The sequence below is a fragment of the Brucella sp. LJL56 genome (assembly GCF_054871705.1).
Genome location: NZ_JBTXLQ010000003.1, coordinates 276,769 through 302,855, shown reverse-complemented (window position 1 = coordinate 302,855; position 26,087 = coordinate 276,769). Strand labels below are relative to the sequence as shown.

Here is a 26,087-nt window from a genome sequence, read left to right as displayed (position 1 = left end):
ACCGAATTAGAAATTAGGCAATAATATCAATTAGATGGAAGGGATGCATGCCCGGTGGCATGTCCGGACTTCAAATCCGGGAGGGGCCGATAGACGGTCTTTGGTGGGTTCGACTCCCATTCTCTTCCGCCAATCGGCTTTTCCAGCTTATCTCGAGCGTACGATGCCGAGCACATTGCGAACCACTTCACTTTGAAGCGGGCGCTGCTTCTCGATATTGAAATGGCCGATATCCTTCATGTCAGAGAAATCGCGATTGTCGAGACTTCCCCGGAAGCGCGGGCCGGCGGTCAGCGGCAGGCCCCAGCCATGCTGCTTGAAATAGAAGTTCACGACACGCCTGATATTGCCGGGCAGAGGGGCCGGCGCGGTTGCTGCAAAAGTGGCCATATAGGCGACCTGGATGCCTTTCTGCTCAAGGGCTGCTGCAATATCGATGATGGCATTGGCGCCGAGCGAATGGCCGATCAGAATGACGGGTGCGCGCGGATTTTTCCTCTGGTCGGCGAGTATCTTGTTCAGCACGAAACGCCAGGCCTGATGCCCCTCGACATGCGCATCCACTCCGTTGGCCTGCAATTGCTTGCCAATCTCGTCGATGCCTGTGGAGAAGACATCCCCGAAACCGCGCAGAAGATAGACATCGGCCTTTGGCGAGTTTCCGGAAGGCGTTTTGGGTGCTGCCTGTGCCGCGCTGCCATAGAGTGCAAGTGCAGCCCCGGCAAACAGCAGGCTGCGACGGGTCAGGGATTTCGAACGCAAACTATTCGGCTTTGAAATCATCTTCGATTACCTGTTGGAGCGCGTTCGAAAACTATGAAACGGCTTTAGAACGCGACACATCAAGACAGATATCTAGAGTGTCGGATTGTTTCAACCAAATCACTAGAGTTTGATTTTTGGAATGATACGCCCGGTCCGGCTGGCATATTCGTCATAAGATGCGCCGAATGCTGCGCGCATCATCGCCTCCTCGTGCTCGACCCGATAGAAATAAAGGATGCCAACGCCGACAAGTCCGGCAAGACCGGCAAACCAGTTCGGCAGCAGGCAGAATTGCGCAATCGCCCACAGCCAGAACGATACATACATCGGATGACGGACATATTTGTAGAGCCCGTCGGTTACCAGCTTGTGCTCGCGGCGGATCTCAAGCGAGACGGACCAGTTTTTGCCCAACTGTCGATGGCTTGCATAGAAAAGCCAAAGGAAAGCGATTTCGACAATCAGCCCAATCCAGGCCAGCCATGGCTGGAAAGCATAGTCGGCAAAAGCGGGAAAGCCGGTTGCGACATAGACGATCGGAATCAGCGACAGGCCGACGGTCGCCGCCCCCAGCGCCAGCCTGTCGGCAAGCGTTTTTGCATTGTTGGCAACCTTGATCTTGCGCGCACGCCGCTGGTGCGGAATGCGGATAACGACCCAGGCAACAAGCCCGATGCCCCAAACGATTGCGGCCAGTGTCGGTGTCATTCGGCAATAGTTTCCTTCGTTGGCAAGGCGCCGATTATTCGGTCGTCTGTCCGGTCTCTCAGCGAAATCGGCCCACAGCAAATCTGAAAGAAATCATACCAATAGGGCTTCGTATTTCCGAATACATATTGATAGTGCACGCGAAAAAGATTGCGCTTTACACGCTTGTAGATTTCCGGCTGCAGCATGTCCTTTATTCGCACAGTCTTTGTGACAGGAAAGGGCCGCTGCGGTTCGCGCTTCAGGCCCATTTCGGCCACAGGGTCGGTCTTGTAGAAATTGATGGCATCGGTCAGGCACTGGATTTCCACCCAGTCGATTTTGCCGTCGTCCACCAGCCGTTGCACGCCTTCGCGAAAATGCTTGCCAGCGGGGTGATAGCCTGCCTTGAGCGCGGTCGATCCAAGGGTGAGCACCGTCACTTTCGATGCGCGGCTGCTGAATGCCGGATCGATGGCAAGGCAGCGCGCTGCAACGTCCAGCATCAGCATGCCGCCGGTGCTATGGCCGATCAGAATGACCTCGTCATAATGTTTCGCGCTGATGCGTTCGACGATACCGGATGCAAAGCGCTGCATCAGGGCATCGGCGTCCTGCCGTCTTCCCCGAATGAAATTGAGCGAAAACGACCACAGATCCATCAGATGGTTGGTTGACCATCGCTTGCCCAGAACGGCGAGTGCTGCGGAAAAAACCGCCAGACCGACGAGCCAGCTCACAGCGCCCAGCCATTGCGCCGTCCACCGCGCCACCGCATATCCAATTGCTGCGAACAAGGCGAGCACGAGAAACGGGTAGAGGAAATAAAGCCCGAAGCGCCACGCCTTGGCAAAGAAGCGGAAGGCCGTGCCGGTTATGAAGAAATCGCCGAATGCCACAAGATATTTGGCCAGCCTGACAGGAAGGGGGCGCTCGAAATCCGCCAGCACTATTCTGTCCAGCACAAGAAAATTGAAGTCCGTTTCGGTGGCCCAACTGTCGTCGGCTGGAGCGGTTCTGATCGACACGGAGCCGATTTCGCAATCAGGCGATACGTTAACAGCGGAAACATCGGAACGGGCACCCCAAAGTGCCTCGAACCTCTTGATTTCTCTATTCAATCGTCCAAAAAACGCCTCTGGCGTTTTCGGGTCGTAGCCGCCAATGAAGAAGATAGCGCGTCGTCGAACCGGTTGCTTCATGAGCAAATCGTAATTTGGGGCTTTCGGGTTGTCGAGATCATTGCCGGTCATCCCCAAACAAATCTGTTTGAACTCCACGCTGGCCTATCTCATGTCGATCAGGCCGCGCCTTATTGCTTCACGGGTTGCCTCGGCGCGCGAGGACACGCTGAGCTTTTGATAGATGGCCTTCACATAGTCGCTGACTGTATGCTCCGATAGCCCAAGTTTGCGGGCGATTTCGCCGTTCCGGTGTCCGATGCCGATTTCCTTCAGCACTTCGGTTTCCCGGCGCGACAGATGGATGAATTCGCCGTCCGGCTCAACCGCTACCGGATGGGTGGATATCGCTTTCACGCGCGCGACCAGATTGAGCCTGGCGCGGATCGTGAGAATGAGAACGTCGAAGTCGATCGGCTTCGTGAGATAATCGTCGGCGCCTGCTTCCCTGCCGGTCAGCTCGTGGCTTCGGTCTGCAAGTGCGGTCAGAAACAGGAATGGCGTTCCGGCAAGGTCAGCGCGGGAGCTGCGAATCTGTTCCAGAAACTGCAGGCCGTTAGTTCCGGGCATCAATATATCGCAGATGATGATGTCGGGTGTCGTCGTGTCCAGCACGTGCAGCGCTTCGGTCGCGTTGGCTGCGCCGACGGCGTTGAAACCTGAAGTGCTCAGCTCATCGATCAGTTCTTCCAGAATATGCGTTTCGTCCTCGATGCAGAGGATGGTGGGCATGGGGAGGATTTCAGGCAGTCGCATGCTGGGCCACCTTTGGTAGAGTCAGAATGAACACCGTACCTTGTCCTTCAACCGAAGTGAAGACAAGCGTTCCGCCGTGCAACTCGGCCAAGGCACGCGACAGGCTGAGGCCAAGGCCGGTGCCTGCCATGTGCGATGCGTTGCTGGCGCGGAAAAAGCGCGTGAAGATGCGCTCGGTATCCTCCGTCGGTATGCCGATGCCGTAATCGCGGACGATGCATCGGAAGCCGTTCTCGTCTTCTTCCGTGGTCACTTCGATCGGTTTGTCGGCGGGCGAATATTTGGTGGCATTGCCAAGCAGGTTGACCAGAATCTGTTCGACCAGAATGCCGTCGCAATAACAGAAGGTCTCGCTGTCCCGAATGTCCATCACCAGTTCCAGCTCGGGATGCAGTTCCTGATGGTAGGTGCAGGTATTGCGGACCAGTTCCGAAAAATCGACCGGCTGCCGGTTGATCTGAAAACCGTTCTCATCAAGACGCTCCGCATTGGCCGTACTCTCCAGAAGCAGAATCAGGCGGCGGCTAGCGTTGCGCATCCGCTTGGCCTTGTCGATGATGATTTCGGGTGTGAACTCGTCGGCGCGACGAATGAAGCGCTGTGCGATGATATCGATGATCGATACGGGCGTACGGAACTGGTGAGACACCGTGGTGATGAAGCTCTTGTAAAGTTCCTTGGCTTTGCGTTCGTTTTCCAGCGCTTCGCGCAAGGCAGCGGTGCGGTCGGCGACGGTGTGTTCCAGTTGCTGCTTGTATTCCTGCAGCGCCTTGTTGGCGCGCTCGGCCTTGCGCATGTTGGAAAACACCTGCCATGACAGAATGCCCCCGGTGGCCATGATGCCCAGCACTGCGAACATGATGAGATAGATCGATTGCAATTGTTGGTCGCGCTGCGCGCCGCCGCGGTCGCGCTCCAGGATCATCGCATCATTGGCAACTTTGGTCAGTTCCTCGCGCATGGGAACGAGCGCTTCGTAAATGGCGATCGGGTCGAATTTTTCCGGCTCCGCGTCGATCATCGCCTCGATTTCGGGAAGCCGTTCGGCATTGCGCTGGATGGTTTGGGCGCCACCCGGAATGCCTGCGAAATATTTCTTCTGCGGGGCATCCGCCAGAAGCGCAAAGCGGCTGTAAAGAACGTCGAGACGGAGCGAGAGATCGGCTGTGTTGGTGTTGCCGCTTGGCAGTGTCAGTGCCGCTTCGCCCAGCCGCCCGGCGTCGCGTTCGGTCTGGGTGATGGCCCAAACCATGTTTTCGCCGACATAGGTTGCGAGCGATTTCTGGATGACGAGAAGCTGAATGAATGCATAAGCGAGCAGGGCTGCAAAACCCACCATGACCAGGCCGGAAAGAATATAACCCCGCTTGAGTCTCATTTCACCTCGATCTGCTTCAACTGCCATGCCCAGCGGTGATCATAGCGCGAATCGTTCAGTTCCTCATGCTGGTCGCGCGGGTAGACGATCCAGTATGGCCCCTTGTCACGCCGGTTCAACTCCTTGCCGTTCATCTTGTGCGCGACGAGAACATCGTATTTGTAGGCGTCTTCCAGCGGAATGCTAATGCTGTAATCATTGAGCGCGAGCACGGTGATCGAATGGTCGGCAGCCGCTTTTCCGTCGACTCCCACGGTCGCCAGCACGTCGCGCAACAGCACGCCGTCGAAATTCTGCGGCCCTTCGGTCCATGCGGTGTTCGTCTTCAACGTGTTCTGCGGCAGTTTTGTAAAGTCCTCGCCGGTCAGCACACGCGTGGTTCCGTTCGGAGCGACGATAGTCAGTGTGGTGGGCGGCGCAGCTTCAACCGCGCCGGTAAAATATGTGATTTGGCAGATGGCGAAAAACGCGATCAATGCCGGTAGCGCCAGAAGACGCCGGGAAGCGAACATCCAGTTTGCGCATGACACGTGGGGTATCTCCAGAAACGAACAGTTACGAATGCATCTAAGCTTAAACGGGAGGACGTGTGCAATTTCAAGGTTCTCTTGAGTTTGCAAAGCGAAATTACCCGCTGAAAGCTTCAATTCACACGTTACATTAAAAAATTTCGTTCCAATGCCAAATAAATATCAAACTGATTCACAAAATCTTTCAATCTCTACCGGCGTTTACAAGTGTTTTTCGGAAAGGAAGGCGTGTTTTTCTTTCTAACATACCCCCCTGAACAGGGGAATTGTTTTTCTCTGTTAGAGCGTTCACTTAATAACCGCCGGCCTGTTGGGGCTTAGGAGGCTGGCGCAAAATTGGGCGGGGGCTGCTTATCGACCGCGGGGAGTCGGGGTCGATAGGCAGCCAACCAGTCTGGATAGCGCGGAAGCGGCGATAACGGTTACTCTCGGAAAAGTTTCGAGCTACGAATAAACCGATCCTGCATTCATCGATTGCTTTCCGGATAAGAATGGCCGGCGGGCATCTGGTCGAGCCTAAGAACCTGCCGTTCGGGTTCCTCGATCAGAGCGAGCTTGCAACTCTTTCGCGTCCTTCATCTGGAGGGCGCGCTTTTTTTTGTCCTTCACTGAAAATGCAATTAGTTCCCTCGCCACGTTTGAGGAATGTTTGCGATTCTCAGGTGGCATGTCTTTGCATCTGTGGGTTGCAAGTACAGTGTGGAAGCGCTTCACGAAACCCCAATATTCCTCCCAAGAAATTGAGATTTTCATCTTTTGTTTCTGTAAGTCGCAATGTAAAAGCGGTGATGCGCATTCGCGTTGTCCAGTAAAAATCTATGCATTGCAGGCGGGTATCCGGGGGGATTCACATGACAGGCGTGTTGCGTCACAAATCCATATTGCTGATGACAACAGCGCTGGCCGGTTTATCTGCTGTATCGTCAGCGCAGGCGACATGCACAGAGGACGGGACGAGGGTGACCTGTTCGGGTACTTCGGATTCCAGCGCCCCCAGTTATTCGAATAGTGCCGACGATCTAAATGTCACCATAACAGTTGGCGCGGTTGTCGACGTGGATTCGAGCGTTGGCGGGACGGCAATGAGCCTTACTGGCAATAACGTCACAGTAACCAATCAAGGCGCAATCGATCCAGCCTTCCAGGGGCCAGTGAGTATTCCCTCTTCGGGGCTTGTTGTCGGTAATCCGGCAACGGCACCAGGCAATATATACTCGATCAACAATTATGGCACTCTGTCCGGTGTATCAGGAGCGTCGGTTGGTCTGGATGGCCTTGCGTTGTCGGTGCAAAACAGCGGCGTTTCCAATATTATCAATACCGGTACGATAGCGGTAAGGCCTGCCGCGATTGGGGGGCGGGGAACCCCCGATCCGGACGGCATTGCTGTTGTTGTCTATGGCGGTGGGCAGGTCAATTTCGAAAATTCCGGAAATATTACCGGACGTATTGGCTTTGGCTCATCGGTATCAGGCAACACATTCACAAATTCTGGAACCATAGCAGGCAGCGTATGGTTGGGAGCTGGCAGCAATAATCATTTCATCGCCACAACGGGTTCATCAGTCGGTTCGGGGGGCGGTTTTGCCTGGGCTGTAGGCCCTGGTCCGGGCACTGGAAATGTCGGTTTCGCCGCAACGGGTTATGTCGATGGCGGAGCCGGTGGGAACAATACATTGACCCTTCAGCAATCCGGCGGAACACCAGAAGGCGCAATCGACGTCAGCAAGTATATCAATTTCAATCTTCTCGACATTCGAAACGGAACCTGGAATCTTTCCGGAGCGTCAAGTGTCGCCAGTGCAGAAGTCGGTAATGGTGCCACCGTCAATCTCGGCAATTCGGGCGCCCTGGGTATAGGCACGGTTGTATTCGACGGCGGGCGGATGACGTCGCTGCGTCCATCGCTGACATTGGCCAACGATATAAGCCTCCAAAGAGGAGGGATAGCTGGCGGAGTGGAAGGGTTGGCGGTCTCCGGCGCATACGACTTAACCCTGAACGGCGCCATTTCAGGTGTTGGGTCGCTCGGCAAAAGCGGCTCCGGCACGCTCATGCTGAGCGGTGCCAATAGCTATACCGGTGGCACGAATCTTGGTGGTGGCAGGGTGGTTTTCGCCAATGGTGCCGCATTTGGATCGGGCATCATTCGTATCAGCGGCAATACAACGCTCGACAGTACCTCGGCCGCCAGCCTCTCAAACGCAATGAGCGTCGACAGTGCCACAACCCTTGATCTTCGCAGTTCCAATACGATGGCCCTGAGCGGTGTGATCTTCGGTGTTGGTGGCGTCTTAAAAAACGGTGCAGGAACACTCCTTCTAACCGGCGCCAACACCTATACCGGCGGCACGACGATCAATGCAGGCACGCTGGCGCTTGGTGCCGGTGGGTCGCTTGCAGGTACCGGAGCAGTGAGCCTTGTTGGTACAGGTACGAGTTTGGATATCAGCCAGGCCAGTTCGTCCCAAACGATCGGGGCGCTTGCCGGAACGGGAGGAACTCAGATCGCTCTGGGAGCGAACTCTCTAACATTTGGCGACAGCGCAAACACCGCATTCGGCGGAACAATCGGCGGCACTGGCGGAATCACGAAATCGGGGTGGGGTACGCAGACGCTCACCGGCACCAACACCTATACCGGCGGCACGACGATCAATGCTGGCACGCTGGCGCTTGGCGCTGGCGGGGCACTCGCGGCTGGCGGCTCTGTAAATCTGGGCAGCACGGGGGCCAGTTTTGATATTAGCGGGGCAGGCAGCAACCAGACCATAGGCTCTTTGAGCGGTGTTGCCGGAACATCCGTATCGCTTGCTCAATACGCCTTGACATTCGGCGATGCAACCAGCCGGACTTTCGACGGGGTGATCAGTGGCACGGGAGGTATCATCAAGCAAGGCAGCGGACAGCAGGTTTTCAACGGCATCAACACCTATCGCGGACTTACCAGTGTCGCGGCTGGCAGTCTCGTCATAGGAGATACTAGCGGAACGGCAGCATCGGTTGCGGGCGATGTTGTGGTTTACGCAGGCGCGACAATCGGCGGTCACGGCAGCATCGGTGGTAATCTGACGCTGGGCTCGGGAAGTCATTTGAGCCCCGGCGCAAGCATCGGCACATTTACGGTTGGCGGCAATCTCACAGTAGGGGTGGGCAGTCAACTTGATTTCGAGATCGGTGCGCCTGGCCCAAATTTCTCGACTTTTGGTCTGAGTGACAGTGTACGTGTCGAAGGCGACCTGACGATCAACAGTTCTATTCTTAATATCACCGATGGCGGCGGCATGGGGCCGGGTGTGTACAACCTGTTCACTTATGGAGGAGCATTAACCATCAGTAGCGGTGGGTTCAGCGCGCCTGTGGGAAGCAGTATCCAAGTTCTCACCGGTAACAAGCAGATCAATCTGATCAACATGGCCGGATTTCAGCTCAATTTCTGGAACGCAAACGGTTTAGCCAGCCCGACGCAGATGGGCGGTGGCAGTGGATCGTGGTCTGTCTTCGCCAATAATTGGACTGATTCTCAGGGCAGCGTGACCGGACCCATGACTCCGCAGCCGGGCTTTGCAATATTCGGCGGTGCACCCGGCGTCGTCAGGGTCGATAATACCGGTGGTGCGGTGAGTGCGCTTGGAATGCAGTTTGCCAGCGACGGTTATCGGCTCGATGGCGGTGCCCTGCTCCTCATCGGCAGCAGCGGAAATGCATCTGAAATTCGCGTAGGGGACGGTTCGGCTGCAAGCGCAAACTGGGCTGCAACCATCGATAACGTCATCGTCGGCATGGACGGCATCGCCAAAACCGGCGCGGGAACGCTCGTTCTCAATGCCTTCAATGCCTATAACGGCGGCACACGGATCAGTGCTGGCACACTTTCCGTATCGAACGACGGCAATCTTGGCTTTCCCATCAGTGGTCTCATCCTTGATGGCGGTACGCTGCGGATCACAGGGACCGGATTTTCGCAAACCGCCCGTAGCCTGACCATGACCGGCAATGGCGGCGGCTTCGACATTGCCGATGCGGCAGCACGCTTTACGGTCTCGCAGGCTCTTTCGGGCAGCGGCGCTCTGGTCAAATCGGGCGACGGCACATTGGTCCTGTCCGGCCCAAACAGCTATAGCGGCGGCACGCTCGTCAGCGGCGGCACCTTGCAGGGTGATACGGGAAGCTTGCAGGGCAATATTACCAACAATGCGCAGCTTGTGTTCGACCAGCAGAGCGACGGCACCTTCGCAGGCAATGTTTCGGGCAGCGGTACGTTTGTCAAAACGGGTGGCGGCACATTGGTCCTGTCGGGTGCGAACAGCTATAGCGGCGGAACGCTTGTCAGCGGCGGCATCTTGCAGGGCGATGCGGGAAGCCTTCAAGGCAACATCACCAATAATGCGCGGCTTGTCTTCGACCAGCAGGACGATGGTATATTTGCAGGCAGTCTTTCCGGCAGCGGAAGCCTTGTGAAGCAGGGTTCGGGCATGCTGGTTTTCAATGGCAACGGTGCGAGTTTTACCGGTTCCACCATCATTGAAAACGGTATGCTCAAGGTCGGCGATGCCGACCCATCGGCTGCGGTTCTGGGCGGCGATGTCACCATCAGGACGGGCGGTACGTTACGCGGGCACGGCGCAATTCTCGGATCGGTCACCAATGACGGTGTGCTGCGTCCCGGTGGTTCCATCGGAACGCTGACCATCGGCGGCAATCTGGTGCAGGATGCGAACAGCGTCCTTCTGATCGACACCACACCTACGGGAGAAGCCAGCAAGCTCGTCATCGGCGGTTCGGCGCAGCTTGCCGGTGGTCTTTCGATTATTGGCGAAAACGGCGGCTGGGCGCCGCAGACCAATTATACGATCCTGACTTCGGCGGGCGGTATCAGCGGAACATTTGCGTCAATCGACAGCAATCTGGCGTTTCTGACGCCGAGCCTGAATTACGGTGCGACGACGATCGATCTCCGTCTTGAGCGCAACGATGCCAGCTTTGCCAGCGTCGGCGAGACGCGAAACCAGAAAGCGGTGGCTTTTGCTGCCGACGGGCTGGGCAGCGGTGCAGTTTATAATGCGCTCGTCAGCCTGACTGCCGCTGAGGCACGCGCTGGTTTCGATGCTCTTTCGGGTGAAACCCACGCCAGCGTCAAGGGTGCGCTGATTGACGAAAACCGGTTTGCACGTGACGCCATCGGCGACCGCCTGCGCGCTTCGTTCGATGCAAATTGCAAGGCGGGCGATCCGGTATGGACCGGCAAAGGCAGCACGGGAGCCTACAGTCAGGCCTGCGCCAATACCGCCGAAACGGCCTTCTGGCTGCAGGGCTATGGTGCCTGGGGTTCCTATGATCGCGACGGCAATGCCGCCAAGCTCTCAACTTCCGCAGGCGGTGTTTTCATCGGTACCGACATGCCGGTCGGCAACTGGCGCACCGGGCTTCTGGCAGGCTATGGCCATTCTTCCTTCGATGCCGATGACCGTTTCTCAAGCGCATCCGTCGATACCTATACGCTCGGGGCCTATGCCGGAACCGTCGTCGAAAAGGTCGGCGCAGGTGATATCGGGCTTCGCTTTGGCACAACCCATAGCTGGTACAATATCGACACCGGACGCTCGGTTTCCTTCGCCGGTTTCAATGCGGCGGAAGAGGCTTCATACGACGCAAGGGCGCTGCAAATGTTCGGCGAGGCCGGTTACAAGATGCAGGCCGGTCGCACGAGCTTCGAGCCGTTTGCCAATCTGGCCTATGTCCGGCTCCATACCGATGGATATGATGAGGACGGTGTTGCCGGTCTTCACAGCGGCAGCGACAATGACGACGTCACCTATACGACGCTTGGCCTGAGAGCCGCGACAGACCTGACGCTTGGTGGTATCGCCTCGACATTGCATACAATGGTCGGCTGGCAGCATGCGGCCGGGGACACTACTCCCGTTGCAAATCATGCATTTACCGGTTCGGATGCCTTCAATGTAGCGGGTGTGCCGATTGCTGAGGATGTAGCCTTGATTGAAGCTGGTCTGAACTTCCAGTTCAGTGAAAACGCTTCGCTTGCAGCCGGTTACAAGGGTCAGTTCGGTGACGGAGCGGTGCGAAACGGCTTCAACGCTTCGTTCAACGTGAAGTTCTAGGCCCATAAAATTTGTGACGATTGTTGCTCATGGCAACGATCGTCACAAATGAAGATATGGCAATTACTTCTGTTCGGGTGCCGTTGTCTGAATGCTGGCAGTTGTTTGAGGCTTCTCCATCTTCGTGGAGGATTGGGCACTATGATAGGTGCAGTCTGCCATCGCCGCTGTAACCGACAGAGCGAGGACAGCGGTAGTCACGAATACGACTTTCATGTCTGTCTCCCTTCAGTTGGGATGTGGCATTGCAACGGCAAGTTTAGCAGAGCCTGACCGCCCTGTCGCATCACATCATCCCTAAAACGCCATACGCCATATTTTGGCCATGATTTCGCCGGGCGCTCGCCACAATTTCCGACGGGAAAATGCGCGCGTTCTGCCAGTAAAAACGTATTTGGCGCGAAAATCGCGCCAAATCATTGTTCTGCCTTGATTTGATTTTGGCCCGTTCAGGACGCGCAACGGCTCACCACTGCCCGCTTGCCGCCCATTGACAGGAACGAGATATGCAGCGACTGGCCGACAGGTGAAATGGTGATGTTTTCGTTCGACTGCTGGCCATTGGCGGTGCAGGATATGGCCACGGTAAAGGTACCTTCGTAATTGTTCATCCGCGTGACCGAACATTGGCTGTCGCGGCTGTCGAAACGCTCGCCGGAAATGGAAAACCGCTGGCCATCGGAACTGCACCAGTTACCGGTGATGGGTGTCGGATCGACTGGCGGTTTGGCAGGAGCGGCACTTGCCGACGGGCCGGGCGTCGTTTCGGAACACGCAGTCAATGCTGTAACAACGAGGGCGAGGGCAAGCAAACCGGGTTTCTGCAACAATCTTCTCCTTCATGCATCGGACAAGCCCCTCTTAAAAAAGAGATTCGGGCGATATCGCGACGGCGGGACGCCAGTCCACAATTTGCATGAAGAAAGGGCCGGATTGCTCCGGCCCTTTGACTCGGGACTAGAGAGAGGACGCCGGGTTATTCCCCCGGCGCCAGATGCGGGGCTTCGATCTTCGCGCCTGCATGCTTCAGCGGGCGTTCTCCGGAGAGCTTGCGGATCAGCACATAGAACACCGGTGTCATGAAGATACCGAAAGCCGTCACGCCGATCATGCCTGCAAAGACCGCGATGCCCATGGCCGAGCGCATTTCCGCACCGGCACCCGTTGATGTCACCAGAGGCACCACGCCCATGATGAAGGCCATCGAAGTCATCAGGATCGGGCGCAGACGCAACCGGCTTGCCTCGACTGCAGCCTGCACCACGCTGCGTCCGGATAGCTCCAGCTCGCGGGCGAATTCCACGATCAGGATCGCGTTCTTCGCCGATAGCCCCACAAGGACGATCAAGCCGATCTGGGTGAAGACGTTGTTGTCACCTCCCGTCAGCCAGACGCCGGTGAGCGCTGCCATGATCCCCATCGGCACGATCATGATGATCGAAAGCGGCAGGGCAAGGCTTTCATACTGTGCAGCCAGAACCAGATAGACGAGCAGCAGCGCCAGCGGGAAGACGAGGAAACCGGAACTGCCAGCCAGAATCTGCTGATAGGTCAAGTCGGTCCACTCGTAAGCGATGCCCGGAGGCAGGGTTTCTTCCGCGATCCGTTCGATGGCAGCCTGAGCCTGACCGGACGAGAAGCCGGGAGCCGGGTTGCCGTTGATATCGGCGGAAAGGAAGCCGTTATAACGGATGGCGCGTTCTGCACCCACGGTCTGCTCGACTTTCAGAAGAGCCGACAGCGGGATCATCTCGCCCGACTGCGAACGCACTTTCAGCTTGCCGATATCCTCGGCATGGCTGCGGTAATTCGCATCGGCCTGAATGCGCACGCTGTAGGTCCGTCCAAAGGCATTGAAGTCGTTGACATAGAGTGAACCCAGATAAATCTGCAGGGTTTCGAACACATCGGTCACGGCCACACCAAGCTGACGTGCCTTCGTGCGGTCGAGATCGGCATAAAGCTGCGGCACATTGATCTGGTAGCTCGAATAGAGACCAGCCAGTTCAGGTGTCTGATACGCCTTGGCGAGAAACGCCTTGGTCGCATCGTCAAGCGCTTTGAAGCCAAGCCCGTTGCGATCCTCAAGCTGGAGCTTGAAGCCGCCCGTCGTGCCGAGACCCTGAACGGGCGGTGGCGGGAACATGGCGATGAAAGCATCCTGAATGGCGCCGAACTGCTGGTTCAGGTCTGCCGTGATTGCATTGGCTGAAAGGTCCGGGGTTTTACGTTCCTCGAACGGCTTCAGCGTCACGAAAACGATGCCGGAGTTCGACGAGTTGGTGAAACCGTTGATCGACAGGCCGGGGAAGGCGATGGCATTGGCCACGCCCGGATGTTTGAGGGCAATGTTGCTCATGCGGCGGATCACATCTTCCGAACGGTCGAGCGTTGCCGCATCCGGCAATTGCGCGAAGCCGATGAGATATTGCTTGTCCTGTGCCGGAACGAAACCGCCGGGCACCGCACGGAACAGAACGAAGGTGACGCCAAGCAGCACGACATAGAGCCCCATGACCAGCGACTTGCGCGAGAGAATCCCGCCAACGCCGCGCCCATAGGCTTCCGAGCTTGCACCGAAGAAACGATTGAAGCCACGGAAGAACCAGCCGAACAGCCTGTCCATGATGCGGGTAAGCCGATCCTTCGGCGCATCGTGACCGCGCAGCAGCAGGGCTGCCAGAGCAGGCGAAAGCGTCAGCGAGTTGAAGGCGGAGATCACCGTCGAAATCGCGATGGTGAGAGCGAACTGGCGGTAGAACTGACCGGTCAGGCCGGTGATGAAGGCAAGCGGCACGAAGACCGCAACCAGCACCAGTGCAATGGCGATGATCGGCCCGGACACTTCCTGCATGGCACGATAGGTTGCCTCGACCGGCGACAGGCCCTGTTCGATGTTACGCTCGACATTTTCCACCACCACGATGGCGTCATCGACCACAATGCCGATGGCAAGCACGAGGCCGAAGAGGCTGAGTGCATTGATGGAGAAGCCGAACACATACATGACCGCAAAGGTGCCGACGATGGAAACGGGAACAGCGACCAGCGGAATGATGGAGGCGCGCCATGTCTGCAGGAACAGGATGACGACGATCACCACCAGCACGATGGCTTCGAGCAGGGTGTGAATGACCGACTCGATGGAGGCTTTCACAAAGGCCGTCGTGTCATAGACGATGTCGAAATCCACACCCTCCGGCATGGTCTTCTTCAGATCGGCCATGGCGGCGTGGACGTTCTCAGAAATCTCAAGTGCATTGGAGCCGGGGGCCTGGAACACGCCCATGCCCACAGCCTGCTTGTTGTCGAGCAGCGAGCGCAGGGAATAATCGGCAGCCCCCATTTCAACGCGCGCAACATCGCCCAGCCGGGTGATTTCACCTTCGCTGCCCGATTTTACAACGATATTGGCAAATTCTTCCGGTGACTGGAGACGGCCTTGCGCATTGACGGAAAGCTGGAGGTCCAGACCCGAAACGGATGGCGATGCGCCGATGACACCGGCAGCGGCCTGAACATTCTGCTGGCGGATGGCATTGGCGATGTCGCTTGCGGAAAGTCCGCGCTCGGCTGCCTTCTGCGGGTCAATCCAGACACGCATCGAATAATCGCCACCGCCGAAAATCTGCACCTGACCGACACCCGGAACACGGGCAATCCGGTCCTTGACGTTCAGAACGGCATAGTTGCGCAGATAGTTCACGTCATATCGCCCATCGGGCGAAATAAGGTGAACGACAAGTGTGAGGTCGGGCGAGCTTTTGGCAGTTGTAACGCCAAGGGTGCGCACTTCTTCCGGCAGGCGTGGTTCGGCCTGTGAAATACGGTTCTGCACGAGCTGCTGGGCCTGATCGGGATCGGTGCCAAGCGCGAAGGTGACGGTCAGCGTCATGACGCCATCGGCGGTCGCCTGACTCTGCATATAAAGCATGCCCTCGACGCCGTTGATCTGTTCTTCAAGCGGCGTTGCGACTGTTTCGGAAATAACGGCCGGGTTGGCGCCTGGGTATTGTGCGCGAACCACAATTTGTGGCGGCACGACTTCCGGATATTCCGAGATCGGCAGACCTGTCATGCCGATCAGACCGGCAACGAAGATCAGAACTGACAGAACGCCAGCGAAGACCGGGCGGTCGACGAAAAAGCGTGAAAAGTTCATCTGTTTATCCCCCTTAAGCGGGAAGGCAAAGACTCTCCTGACCCGCGGGAACGTGCGTTCTCGCGGGTTGATGAGGCTGAGTTCTTGCGTCTAGCGCGCGCCGTAAGACGCGCCGTTTCAACTAATTCTTGGCAAGTGTTTCGGTGACAGGCTGCGGTACGACGACCACGCCCGGACGAATGCGCTGCAGGCCGTTGACGACGATATTCTCGCCGGGCTTCAACCCGCTTTCGACAATGCGCAGGCCGTCATAATTGCGACCGAGAACCACCTGCCGGTATTCAACCTTGTTATCCGCGCCGACGACGAAGACGAATTTCTTGTCTTGATCGGAAGAAATCGCCCGGTCGCTCACCACCAGTTTTTCATCCGGTTCCGGCTCGCCGAAACGAATGCGGACAAACTGGCCCGGTATGAGCCTTCCATCCGGATTGTCGATTGCCGCGCGAACGCGGATCGTTCCGGTCGTGGCATCGACTTCATTGTTGATGAGCTGTATATGGCCGGAAATCGGGGTGCCTTCATCGGAAGCGGTGCCGATCTGGACGGGAATGCGCTCGATGGCACTTCCGCCGGGTGAGGCGGCAAGCTTGGCAAGCGCCTTGGTGACGACTTCCTCATTGGCGCTGAAGCTTGCATAGATCGGATCGACCGAAACAAGCGTGGTCAGGACCGGCGAGGCGGAACTTGCGGCAACCAGATTGCCCGCCGTGACTTCCAACCGTCCGACGCGACCGGAAATCGGCGCGCGCACTTCCGTATATTGAAGGTCAAGCTCGGATGAACGAAGTGCTGCCTTGGCGGAACGCAGGCTTGCCTGCGCCTCGTCATAGGCGCTGGAGCGCTGGTCGAGGCCGCTCTGGGCAATGGTGCGGGTGGTCACGAGCTGACGCCCGCGTTCCAGTTCCGTTTTGGCCAGCGCAACGCGGGCTTCTTCGGCTGAAACCTGCGCTTTCGCCTTTTCGACTGCCGCCGCATAGGGCTCCGGATCGATGGTGACGAGCAGGTCGCCCTGCTTTACCAGTGCACCTTCGCGGAAATGAGCTTTCAGGATAGCGCCGCCGACGCGCGGGCGAATTTCAACCCGGTCAATCGCTTCCAGACGACCGGAAAATTCTTCCCAGCTCACGATGCGTCGCGATTCCGCCTTGGCGACCGAAACCGGTACGGCAGGTGGTGGAGCGGAAATATCGGTTGCGGCGTCGGCCTTGAGGTGAGGAACACCAAAGAGAATGGCGCCGCCGCCGGCTGCAGACAATAGGATACTCAGGCCGGCGCCCCAGAGGGCCCGGCGGGCTGTGATCGATGTCATTGTTGTATCTCCTAGAGCATAATCCGACCGGAGTGGAACGAGGATCGGTCAGATTATGCTTTCAATAAAGGAGGTTAGAGCTCCGCTCTAACCGGTGGGGGCCGGTCTCAATGTGAGCATCAGATCAAAGCTTGGGAGGACTTCAAAACTGATGTTATGCTGCGATTGGCTTTGCTCCTGCCTGCCGGAAGAAATCGGCAAACAGGTCGATAAGTTTATGTTCCTGTGGCGACCAGTCGGTGCCCGCCACCTTGTTTTCGGGTATCCAGCCGGCTTTTCCGGGCAGGACATGAGACTGAACCTTCACGCCCGCCTGACGGAGACGCTCGGCATAGGCTTGCGTTTCATCGCGCATCGGACATTGGGCGCTGGTGACAAGCAAAGTGGGTGCCAGGCCAGCAAGACGCGTACACAAGGCAGGCGCAGCATAGGGGTGGGTGAAACCCGCACACTCGCCCAGATAATGCTGCCAGCCATCCGACATCGTCTGAACGGCGCTTTCCGGGCAATATTTGCGGAAAGACGCCGTGGCGAGGCAGGGGTCTAGCATGGGCGAAAGCAGTATCTGACCCTTGAGATCGGTCAGATATTGATCGCGCGCCATGAGGGCCACGCCGGCAGCAATATTACCGCCCGCCTCTTCACCGGCGACGAACAGCATCGACTTCTTGTGCGCAAATTCAGGGCAACGCTCGCGCATCGAAGTCAAAATGGAGTAGGCTATCTCAAGCGCCGCCGGGAACGGGTTGAGGCAGGCCGACGAATATTCCGGCGATACGACCACCGCACCTGCCTCGGCAAGTGTTTCGGCAACGCGTTCGCAAGCGCCAAGGCAATTGACCGAGAAAGCCCCACCGTGAAGGTGCAACACCACCGGCGGAGGAGAGAGCAATTTGGCACCCTTATAAATGCGCGCCGTGCAGTTGGTGTTACCCGCCTGCATTGTCTCTACACTAAACTTCTCGCACATCTTTCTTGGCCTTCATGTATAGCGGCAAACCGCCATGGTCAGATATTAGCATTGTCTATAGGCTGGAATAGTCCCCTATAATTGGTTACACTGTCCAGAATCTCGAACAATGACGGCTTTTTGATAATGGACCAGCTCTCGGCCATGCGCGCTTTTCTCCGGGTTGTTGAAACCGGGAACTTCACGCGCGCCTCCGCCTCGCTCAATATGCCCAAGGCAACGATCAGCAATCTCATCCAGGGATTGGAAGCCCATCTGCGTACAAAACTCCTCAATCGTACGACCCGCCGTGTTCTCGTAACACCGGACGGCGCGCTTTACTATGAGCGTGCAGCACGATTGCTGGCCGATCTCGCGGAACTTGACGGCAGCCTGTCGAGTGCCCAGACCTTGCCGAAAGGTCGCCTGCGCGTTGAAATGGCGAGCGCGGTCGCCAATCTCATCATCATTCCGGCGCTGATCGAGTTTCACCAGCGTTATCCCGATATCCAGATTGACCTCGGCGTATCGGACCGGCCTGTCGATTATGTGGCGGAAAATGTCGATTGCGCCATTCGTATCGGTGAGTTGACCGACCAGTCGCTGATTGCGCGCCGCATCGGCGACATGCATTTCACTGCCTGCGCTTCCGCCGAATATCTCGACCGCTGTTCCACGCCGCTCCATCCTTCCGATCTCGGCAGGAACAGCACGGTGGTCGGTTATTTCCGGCCCTCGACGGGCCAGCAGATGCCGTTCCGCTTCAAAAAGGGGACGGAGGAAATCGAGGTCAACGGGCGCTATGTCGTGGCGGCGAACGAATCGACCACCTATCTCGCCGCCGCGCGGGCAGGGCTCGGTGTGGTGCAGGCGCCTTTGTTCATGGTGCGCGAGGATCTTGCAAACGGCACGTTGCGCCCTGTCCTGCAGGAATGGGAAATCGAGCCGATGCCGATCTATCTGGTCTATCCACCCAATCGGCACCTCAGCAACCGCCTGCGCGTCTTTGCCGACTGGGTGGTCAAGACGGTCGCAAGGTCTCAACTCAATGGAAATTAGCGCGCGCAGCGCCGCTTGTTGAGCCGGACCTTGATCCTGTCGGGAGAGGTATTTTTCGCCTTGTGGTCTGACGAGACGATGTGCGCACGCACAGTGCAGTCGCCGGCCAGAACCTCGAAATTATTGGAGCGGATATACATCACCGTATTGATCGGCTGGTCGGGCATTTTCTGCGCGACCGCATTGACGACAGCGGTGACTTCCTTCGCCCGTTGCTTCGAACTGCCATTGCTGGCAGCGAACGCCGGGCTGAACGCGGATGAGAATGCGAGTATGCCCGCAAGTAGAAAAGCAGCGTTAGCTTTCTTCATTGGCATGGCCTCCGATTGAGCTGGAATTGAATGGACCAACATAGGCCCCAATTGCGTCAATACCAGTACCGGAAGGCCGTTTTACCCACTCTTTGTCTCGTTTATGCCGTTTGCGATGCGTTTTACCGTGGTTGCAATCAGTAGCAGGCAGAGGAGCGGCTGCAGCCAGAAAATCCAGTCCGGGAGGCCGCCATCAATGGCGATCCAGGCGCCGAGCACGCCGAATATCACGGCGCGGTCGCTCTTGCCCATCGGTCCGTCATAGCGACGGCTCGCACCCACGGACGCACCGGCAACGCCTGCAAACTCCGTCAGGGTGGCCAGCAGTATAATCGCAAAAATCCAGGGCGCTGACAAAGGTGCGATGATCGCAAAGGGTGCGTACAGCGCGGCATCGGAGACGACATCGCCAATCTCGTTGAGATAGGCACCGAGCGTCGATTTCTGCCCGTGTTCGCGCGCCAGCATCCCATCGACGGCATTGAGCGCCATGCGCAGGAAGAGCCAGATCGGGACGAGGGCAAACCATGCCGCATTTCCGCTCCACGTCAGAAAAGCGCCAAGTATGATTGAGACGAGCGCGGCGGAGACTGTAACCTGATTGGCCGTTACACCGCCTGCCGCAAGTCGCACGACAAGAGGTCTCAGTAAATTCTGGAAACGCGACTTGAGTTGATAAACCGACATCAAGAATCTCTTGGGAAACGAAGAATAAGTATTGAACAGCTATTTGCGGTTCGCTCCAGCTCGTTTATTCAAACATTGTGTTTCACTCAATAGAAATTGGGGGCAATCGGCCCGTGAGGAAACAGGTGGAGAGGGGATGGCATGAACGAGCACGCAGTAAAACCGCATCGCGCCGCGCAGGAAAGCCAGTTCGTCACCCATGACGGCACCTCGCTGTTCTACCGTTTCTGGCCATCACTCTCCGACAAGCCGAAAGGCGTCATCGTCCTGCTGCATCGTGGCCATGAGCATAGCGGACGCGTCGCACATCTCGTCGACGAGCTGGGGCTGGATGACTATGCCTTCTATGCATGGGATGCGCGCGGTCACGGCCAGTCGCCGGGCGTGCGTGGCTTCTCGCCCTCATTTGGTGCGTCGATCCGTGACCTGGATAGTTTCGTAACCCATATCCGGCAGGAAACCGGCACCGCCATCGAGGACGTGGCAATCATCGCGCAGAGTGTTGGCGCGGTGCTGGCCGCTGCCTGGGTGCATGATTATGCACCTCATATCCGTGCACTGGTGCTGGCTTCACCTGCCTTTGACATCAAGCTCTATGTGCCATTCGCCAAGGAGGGCATCGGCCTGTGGCAGAAGCTGAAGGGCACGTTCTACGTCAATTCCTACGTCAAACCACAGTTTTTGACTCATGATCCGGAACGCATCGAATCTTATCGCACCGATCCGCTGATCACACGGCCCATCGCGTCTCACATCCTGCTGCAACTCTACGAGACGGCAAAGCGCGTGGTGGACGATGCGCGGGCGATCACCGTTCCGACGCAACTGCTCATTTCCGGCAGCGATTTTGTCGTGCGTCCTGCGCCGCAACATCGCTTCTTTGAAAATCTCGGCAGCCGCATCAAGGAGCGGCATGTTCTGAAAGGGTTCTACCACGACACGCTGGGCGAACGGGACCGCAAACCGGCAATCAAACACATCCACGATTTCATCGAGGCCCGTTTTGCCGAAAAGCCGCAGCGCGCCGATCTGACGGATGCGCATATTGCAGGCCACACGCGCGACGAGGCAGACCGGTTGTCGAGCCCGCTGCCGCTTCTGACCGCGCAGGGGCTTTACTGGGCGTCGACACGCGCTTCGATAGCCTTCGGTGCGTTGTTTTCGGAAGGGTTGAAAGTCGGCAAGCGTACGGGATTCGATTCCGGTTCCACGCTCGATTATGTCTATGAGAATGAAGCGCGGGGCCTCGGGCCGGGCGGCAAGCTCATCGACAAGCAGTTTCTGGAAGCCATCGGCTGGCGTGGCATCCGCCAGCGCAAGGTGCATCTGGAAGAGCTGATCGGTGCGGCGATCAAGCGCCTCAAAAGCGAGGGCCGCTCGACCAATATTCTCGACATTGCCTGCGGCCACGGCCGCTATGTCATCGATGCGGTGGTGCGTGCGGACGAAATGCCGGACAGCATTCACCTGCGCGATTATTCGCCGATCAATGTGCTGGCGGGCAACAAGCTCATCAGGGATCGCGGGCTGGAAGCCATTGCTCATATGGAAGAGGGCGATGCTTTCAACGAGGAAAGCCTTGCAGCGGTCACGCCACAGCCGGACCTCGCCATCGTGTCCGGTCTTTACGAACTTTTCCCCGATAATGCGTTGATCAATCGTTCGCTATCGGGGCTTGCCCGCGTGCAGAAGCCCGGCTCATTGCTGATCTACACCAACCAGCCATGGCATCCGCAGCTCGAAATGATCGCGCGGGCGCTGACGTCGCATCGTGGCGGCGAGGCATGGGTCATGCGCCGCCGCACGCAGGGCGAAATGGACCAGCTTGTCGAGAAGGCAGGCTATCGTAAGATCGAACAGCGCGTCGATCAGTGGGGCATTTTTTCCGTATCGATTGCAGAACGCGTTGGAGACGGCGAAGCGTGACCACGCAATTAACGGAAGTGGATGGATCTTCACGGTGGTCAGTGATCCGCCGCGCGGTCCTTTGGCTTCTGTTTCTCGCACCCTTCTTCTACCTGACCTACGGTACGGCCAACTGGCTCGCATCGCAGCAAGGTCATGTGCCGAACCTTGCTTTCGGATGGGAAAGCCAAGTTCCGTTTATCGCGTGGAGCATCGTTCCCTATTGGTCGGTCAATCTGTTTTACGCAATTGCGCTGTTCGTCAATGACAGCCCCGAACAGGTCGACCGGCTGGCAAAGCGCTATCTCACCGCGCAGATTATCGCTGTTCTCTGCTTCGTCGCCTTTCCGCTGACCGCAACCTTCGTAAAACCCGCGACAGCCGGTCTACCCGGTTTCATGTTCGATGTGCTTGGCGGCTTCGACAAACCCTTCAATCAGGCGCCCTCGCTGCATATTGCGCTCTTGATTATCATCTGGGATCAGATGCGCCGCGTGATGGGCGATGCCATGCGCGTGGTCTGGCATGTCTGGTGTCTGCTGATCGGTCTGTCGGTGCTGACCACCTATCAGCACCACGCGGTCGATATTCCGGCAGGCGCTTTGCTCGGCCTGTTTGCCTTGTGGCTTTTTCCACGCAATGGCCCTTCGCCTCTGGCAGAGTTTCGGTTCACATCAGACCCCAAAGCCAAAAGGATCGGGTTTTACTATCTGGCAGGTGCGATCCTGTTTCTTGTGCTCGCCATCCACGGCCTGACCGTCACTGGTTATGCGGTTTTCTGGCTATGGCCTGCAACCGCACTGGCCATCGTGGCTCTTGGCTATTTCGGTGCAGGTGCTGACATTTTCCAGAAGCAGACAGATGGATCGGTCAGTCTTGCAAGCCGCTGGCTGCTTTGGCCTTACCGGCTTTTTGCCCGGCTGAATGTGCGGTTCTGGACACGCAAGCTGCCGCCGCATGTCGAGCTTGCCGACGGAGTGTTTCTCGGGCGGTTTCCAAAAACCGCAGAACTGTCATCCTTTGCGGCCGTCATCGATCTCGCCGCAGAAATGGTGCCGCCATCCCATTCTATCGAATGGAAAAGTTTCGGCACGATTGATCTGATCGCGCCGTCATCCGAAAAAGTGCAACTGGCCTCCGATGCCGTTGAAGCAGCACGCCACAACGGCTCGGTTCTTGTCTGCTGCGCGCTTGGTTTTCAACGCAGCGCAACAGTTGCGGTCGCGTGGCTCGTCTCTACCGGCCGTGCCGCCAGTGCGCGGGAAGCCGAAGCGCTGATCCGTGCCAGGGGCTGGCCGGTCCATCTGCATCGGGCCGGGGGACTGGCATGAATATGCCTGCAACCTCCATGGCAATTGTTCTGCGCCGCAATGGCTTTCTCGGCATTGCTTTCGCAGTCGTTCTTCTTGCGGTCGCCCCCTTCATGCGCCCGGCGCATGATCTGGCTTTCTGGTTGATCTGGCCGTTGCTGCTGGCAAGCGCATTGATCGTGCTGGGTATCGCTGCGCATCTTCTGTTCGATGCTGCGCTCTTCAGGTTGATCGCCAGTTCCGGCGAAACGGGCTTGGCTGAAGTGGACCATATTCTTGAGCGCATGGGCCTGCGTTCCAATGACGGCGCCGTCCGTCCGCTTGCGGCAAGGATTGAAGGCTCGCGACGGATCATGGGGCGTCAGCGTTTCTTCATGGGGCTTGGTATTGTGCTTTTCATTCTGTTGGCCACAGTGCCATTGGGTCAGGGGCTGTGACATGCGGGAACTGATCCGCCATCAGGTGCAATCGATTTTCGGCTCGCTTCTGGCAATCCTGTCGCGTGGGATTACCGGTGTACGGCCAATCTGGAGTGGCACCGGGCCATCGCGCAATCAGCGCATCTATTTTGCCAACCACACCAGCCATGGCGATTTTATCCTGCTTTCCTCCTGCCTCGATCAGGAGGAACGTGCGCGCACCCGCGCTGTTGCCGGTGCGGATTACTGGCGGGGAAACCGCGTGCGCCAGTTCATGGCGGAAGTTCTGCTGCGCACCGTCCTTGTGGAACGCAACTGGGTAGAACGCACGCAAGACCCGATGGAAGTGATGCTGAAAGCTTTGGCCGATGGTCATTCGCTCATCATCTTTCCCGAAGGCACGCGCAACATGACCGATGAAGCGCTGCTGCGCTTTCGTTCCGGCATCTACAATCTGGCGTTGGCGCGCCCTGATGTCGAGCTGGTGCCGTGCTGGATTGAAAACATGTCTCGCGTGCTGCCCAAGGGCGCCATGTTGCCGGTGCCGCTTCTGTGCCGGGTCATTTTCGGTGCGCCGGTGCAGCTTGGCGACGGCGAGGACCGCAAGGAATTTCTCGCCCGCGCCCGCCAGAGCCTTCTCGATATTCAGCCCCATAACGGTAAACTCCCATGAGTGAAACGACCCGATTATTCCTTGGCCTCATGGGCGTTCTGATAACGGCAAGCGCCGTTGCCGGTATTCTTTCATGGCGCGCACCGAAGCCGCTTTCGTCCACGCTGGTCAATCTCAATGCCCGCATCAAGGCATGGTGGATCATGGTCGGGGCCATGTGCATTGCCTTCCTGTTCGGCAAGGGCGGCGTGATCGTGCTGTTTGCGCTGATCTCGTTTGCTGCGTTGCGTGAATATGCAACGCTGACGCAAACACGCCGCGCCGACCATCGCGTGCTGCTCGGCATGTTCCTGCTGGTCATTCCGGTGCAATATTATCTGATCTGGATTGACTGGTACGGGCTCTATTCCATCTTCATCCCGGTTTATTGCTTCCTCGCCATGCCGGTTCTGACAGCACTTTCCGGTGACACGTCGCGCTTTCTGGAACGCATCAGCGAGCAGCAATGGGGCATCATGCTCTCGGTCTATTGTATCAGTCATGTGCCCGCGCTGATGACGCTGGATATTCCCGGTTTCGATGGCAAGAAGCTGCTTCTGATCGCGTTTCTGGTGGCGACCGTTCAGGGCAGCGATGTGTTGCAGTATATTTTCGGCAAACTGTTCGGCAAACATCGCATCGCGCCCAGCATATCGCCGTCGAAGACCTGGGAGGGGTTTGTCGGCGGGGTTGCCGCAGCGTCTCTTTTGGGAGCAGGGCTTGCCTGGCTGACGCCGTTTTCGCCGGTTCAGGCGGGCGCACTTGCTGCGACTTCCTGCATCATGGGCTTCTTCGGCGGGCTGGTTGCTTCCGCCATCAAGCGTGATCGCGGCGTGAAGGACTGGGGCCACATGATTGAGGGACATGGCGGGATGCTTGACCGCGCCGACAGCCTCGTTTTTTCGGCGCCTGTCTTCTTTCACATCGTGCGGTATTTCTGGACGTGAGACAGCAGCGCTAAACCCTGTCGGCCGTGCGGGCCGGTTCTTCCTTGTCGATCAGATGGGAAGGGGCTGCGAATTGCAGCAGCTTGTTCTTGTTCGTGATCTTGATTGCGGAGGCCTGCACACTGACGCCATGGGAACCGAGTGTCGCAAAATTGCGTGACAGGTTCTCCGGCGTCATGCCAAGATAGGCGGCCAGCGTTCGTTTTTCATAGGGGATCATCACGACCTCCGCGCCGTTGTTCAACAGCGATTCCTTGACGATCCAGTTGGCGAGGCGCTGCACACTGCTTCGAAGCTTCTGTGCCTTCAATTCCTTGACCAGACGGCGATAGGAGCGTGCGGTTTCAAAAACGACGGCGCGCATGAAGCCGACATCCTCGCTCATCAAATCCCGGACAAGGCTGGAGGGCACCATTAGCACGCGGGTCGGCGTCAGTGTCTGCGCGGTCTGCAGGCACACATCGTCATTGAGCACGGCTGCGAGAATGAAGATGTCGTCGTTGCGCAATATCTCCAGTGCCGTTTCGCCGTCATCCGATTTCGCCGACATCAGCACAAGGCCATCAAGGATCGCGAACAGAAAATCGGCAGGCTCGTCTTCCTTGATCAAGGTCGTTCGCGGCGGAAATGACTGCACGAAGCTCGGACGCATGATCCGCTCGAATGTGGCATCTGCCATATCCATGAAAAGCGGCAGATTTCTCAGCGCGTCGATATCTTCCTTCCGCATTAAACCTCACTCTTAGGGTCAAGTTTTTGTTGGCCTATTATGCTTGATTAATATCAATCAGGCAATGCGTATTAATCAATACTTAGGGCAAACTAAATCTATTTTTGTCGTTAACTCACGAATATCTTAAATTCAACTTGAATAGTCAGACGATATTGATCTTAATCAATGTATTCATCTGAAAGTCGACGCATAAGTGCAAACGAAACCTTCCATGGTATTCAA

21 protein-coding genes and 1 tRNA gene are annotated in these 26,087 nt (G+C 57.3%); 8 read left to right on the top strand and 14 right to left on the bottom strand.

Annotated elements, in window-relative coordinates; all coding sequences use genetic code 11:
- Positions 1–36 precede the first annotated feature (36 nt).
- A tRNA-Sec gene (locus tag ACYSN1_RS13350) sits at positions 37–132 on the top strand.
- Between the two features lie 15 nt (positions 133–147).
- Here ACYSN1_RS13350 and ACYSN1_RS13345 read toward each other — a convergent pair.
- From ACYSN1_RS13345 to ACYSN1_RS13320, 6 genes are all read right to left on the bottom strand, one after another.
- Positions 148–783: a lipase gene (locus ACYSN1_RS13345; RefSeq protein ID WP_461726122.1), complete on the bottom strand. Its 636-nt coding sequence runs from the start codon at positions 781–783 to the stop codon at positions 148–150.
- Between the two features lie 102 nt (positions 784–885).
- Entirely contained in the window at positions 886–1,473 is a 588-nt protein-coding gene (locus ACYSN1_RS13340) for a protein-S-isoprenylcysteine O-methyltransferase (RefSeq protein WP_461726121.1), read from the bottom strand.
- Entirely contained in the window at positions 1,470–2,654 is a 1,185-nt protein-coding gene (locus ACYSN1_RS13335; RefSeq protein ID WP_461726120.1) for a lipase, read from the bottom strand. The genes ACYSN1_RS13340 and ACYSN1_RS13335 overlap by 4 nt, the downstream gene beginning before the upstream one ends.
- Before the next feature lie 84 nt (positions 2,655–2,738).
- Complete coding sequence (locus tag ACYSN1_RS13330) at positions 2,739–3,389, bottom strand: response regulator (protein WP_461726119.1); 651 nt, start codon at positions 3,387–3,389, stop codon at positions 2,739–2,741.
- Positions 3,376–4,767: a sensor histidine kinase gene (locus ACYSN1_RS13325; protein WP_461726118.1), complete on the bottom strand. Its 1,392-nt coding sequence runs from the start codon at positions 4,765–4,767 to the stop codon at positions 3,376–3,378. The genes ACYSN1_RS13330 and ACYSN1_RS13325 overlap by 14 nt, the downstream gene beginning before the upstream one ends.
- Positions 4,764–5,297: a putative pterin-binding protein gene (locus ACYSN1_RS13320; RefSeq protein ID WP_461726117.1), complete on the bottom strand. Its 534-nt coding sequence runs from the start codon at positions 5,295–5,297 to the stop codon at positions 4,764–4,766. The genes ACYSN1_RS13325 and ACYSN1_RS13320 overlap by 4 nt, the downstream gene beginning before the upstream one ends.
- 851 nt (positions 5,298–6,148) lie before the next feature.
- Between ACYSN1_RS13320 and ACYSN1_RS13315 the strand changes: the two genes are divergently transcribed.
- Complete coding sequence (locus ACYSN1_RS13315; protein WP_461726116.1) at positions 6,149–11,419, top strand: autotransporter domain-containing protein; 5,271 nt, start codon at positions 6,149–6,151, stop codon at positions 11,417–11,419.
- Between the two features lie 63 nt (positions 11,420–11,482).
- Here the strand turns inward: ACYSN1_RS13315 and ACYSN1_RS13310 are convergent, their stop codons facing one another.
- From ACYSN1_RS13310 to ACYSN1_RS13290, 5 genes are all read right to left on the bottom strand, one after another.
- Positions 11,483–11,635 (bottom strand): hypothetical protein, encoded by a 153-nt coding sequence (locus ACYSN1_RS13310; RefSeq protein ID WP_155723819.1) that lies wholly within the window; start codon positions 11,633–11,635, stop codon positions 11,483–11,485.
- Between the two features lie 233 nt (positions 11,636–11,868).
- The gene (locus ACYSN1_RS13305) at positions 11,869–12,246 is read right to left on the bottom strand and encodes a hypothetical protein (RefSeq protein WP_461726115.1); all 378 of its coding nucleotides are present in this window, start codon (positions 12,244–12,246) and stop codon (positions 11,869–11,871) included.
- 149 nt (positions 12,247–12,395) lie between these two features.
- Complete coding sequence (locus ACYSN1_RS13300; RefSeq protein WP_461726114.1) at positions 12,396–15,581, bottom strand: efflux RND transporter permease subunit; 3,186 nt, start codon at positions 15,579–15,581, stop codon at positions 12,396–12,398.
- A 121-nt stretch (positions 15,582–15,702) separates the two neighbouring features.
- Positions 15,703–16,893, bottom strand: coding sequence for an efflux RND transporter periplasmic adaptor subunit (locus ACYSN1_RS13295; protein ID WP_176038224.1), 1,191 nt, complete (start codon positions 16,891–16,893; stop codon positions 15,703–15,705).
- 154 nt (positions 16,894–17,047) lie between these two features.
- Complete coding sequence (locus ACYSN1_RS13290) at positions 17,048–17,863, bottom strand: alpha/beta hydrolase (protein ID WP_461726113.1); 816 nt, start codon at positions 17,861–17,863, stop codon at positions 17,048–17,050.
- Between the two features lie 126 nt (positions 17,864–17,989).
- On the opposite strand from ACYSN1_RS13290, the gene ACYSN1_RS13285 reads away from it, so the two are divergent.
- Positions 17,990–18,901 (top strand): LysR family transcriptional regulator, encoded by a 912-nt coding sequence (locus ACYSN1_RS13285; RefSeq protein WP_461726112.1) that lies wholly within the window; start codon positions 17,990–17,992, stop codon positions 18,899–18,901.
- Here ACYSN1_RS13285 and ACYSN1_RS13280 read toward each other — a convergent pair.
- Together ACYSN1_RS13280 and ACYSN1_RS13275 are read right to left on the bottom strand one after the other, a co-directional pair.
- Positions 18,898–19,212 carry a hypothetical protein gene (locus ACYSN1_RS13280; protein WP_461726111.1) on the bottom strand — a complete coding sequence of 105 codons (315 nt, stop codon included), beginning with the start codon at positions 19,210–19,212 and terminating at the stop codon, positions 18,898–18,900. The two genes, ACYSN1_RS13285 and ACYSN1_RS13280, sit on opposite strands and share 4 nt — an antisense overlap.
- Before the next feature lie 81 nt (positions 19,213–19,293).
- Positions 19,294–19,899: a CDP-alcohol phosphatidyltransferase family protein gene (locus ACYSN1_RS13275; RefSeq protein ID WP_461726110.1), complete on the bottom strand. Its 606-nt coding sequence runs from the start codon at positions 19,897–19,899 to the stop codon at positions 19,294–19,296.
- 141 nt (positions 19,900–20,040) lie between these two features.
- Here ACYSN1_RS13275 and ACYSN1_RS13270 point away from each other — a divergent pair, with 141 nt between their 5' ends.
- Genes ACYSN1_RS13270 through ACYSN1_RS13250 form a run of 5 tightly spaced genes read left to right on the top strand, consistent with a single transcriptional unit; the run spans position 20,041 to position 25,132 of the window.
- Positions 20,041–21,825 (top strand): bifunctional alpha/beta hydrolase/class I SAM-dependent methyltransferase, encoded by a 1,785-nt coding sequence (locus ACYSN1_RS13270; protein WP_461726109.1) that lies wholly within the window; start codon positions 20,041–20,043, stop codon positions 21,823–21,825.
- Positions 21,822–23,135 carry a phosphatase PAP2/dual specificity phosphatase family protein gene (locus ACYSN1_RS13265; RefSeq protein ID WP_461726108.1) on the top strand — a complete coding sequence of 438 codons (1,314 nt, stop codon included), beginning with the start codon at positions 21,822–21,824 and terminating at the stop codon, positions 23,133–23,135. Before ACYSN1_RS13270 ends, ACYSN1_RS13265 begins: the two co-directional genes overlap by 4 nt.
- Positions 23,132–23,551 (top strand): hypothetical protein, encoded by a 420-nt coding sequence (locus tag ACYSN1_RS13260; RefSeq protein ID WP_461726107.1) that lies wholly within the window; start codon positions 23,132–23,134, stop codon positions 23,549–23,551. The genes ACYSN1_RS13265 and ACYSN1_RS13260 overlap by 4 nt, the downstream gene beginning before the upstream one ends.
- Before the next feature lies 1 nt (position 23,552).
- Complete coding sequence (locus tag ACYSN1_RS13255; protein ID WP_461726106.1) at positions 23,553–24,206, top strand: lysophospholipid acyltransferase family protein; 654 nt, start codon at positions 23,553–23,555, stop codon at positions 24,204–24,206.
- On the top strand, positions 24,203–25,132 hold the full coding sequence (locus tag ACYSN1_RS13250) for a phosphatidate cytidylyltransferase (protein WP_461726105.1): 930 nt from the start codon (positions 24,203–24,205) through the stop codon (positions 25,130–25,132). The genes ACYSN1_RS13255 and ACYSN1_RS13250 overlap by 4 nt, the downstream gene beginning before the upstream one ends.
- A 10-nt stretch (positions 25,133–25,142) precedes the next feature.
- On the opposite strand, the gene ACYSN1_RS13245 is transcribed toward ACYSN1_RS13250, so the two are convergent.
- On the bottom strand, positions 25,143–25,862 hold the full coding sequence (locus ACYSN1_RS13245; RefSeq protein WP_461726104.1) for a cyclic nucleotide-binding domain-containing protein: 720 nt from the start codon (positions 25,860–25,862) through the stop codon (positions 25,143–25,145).
- Positions 25,863–26,087: the final 225 nt, after the last annotated feature.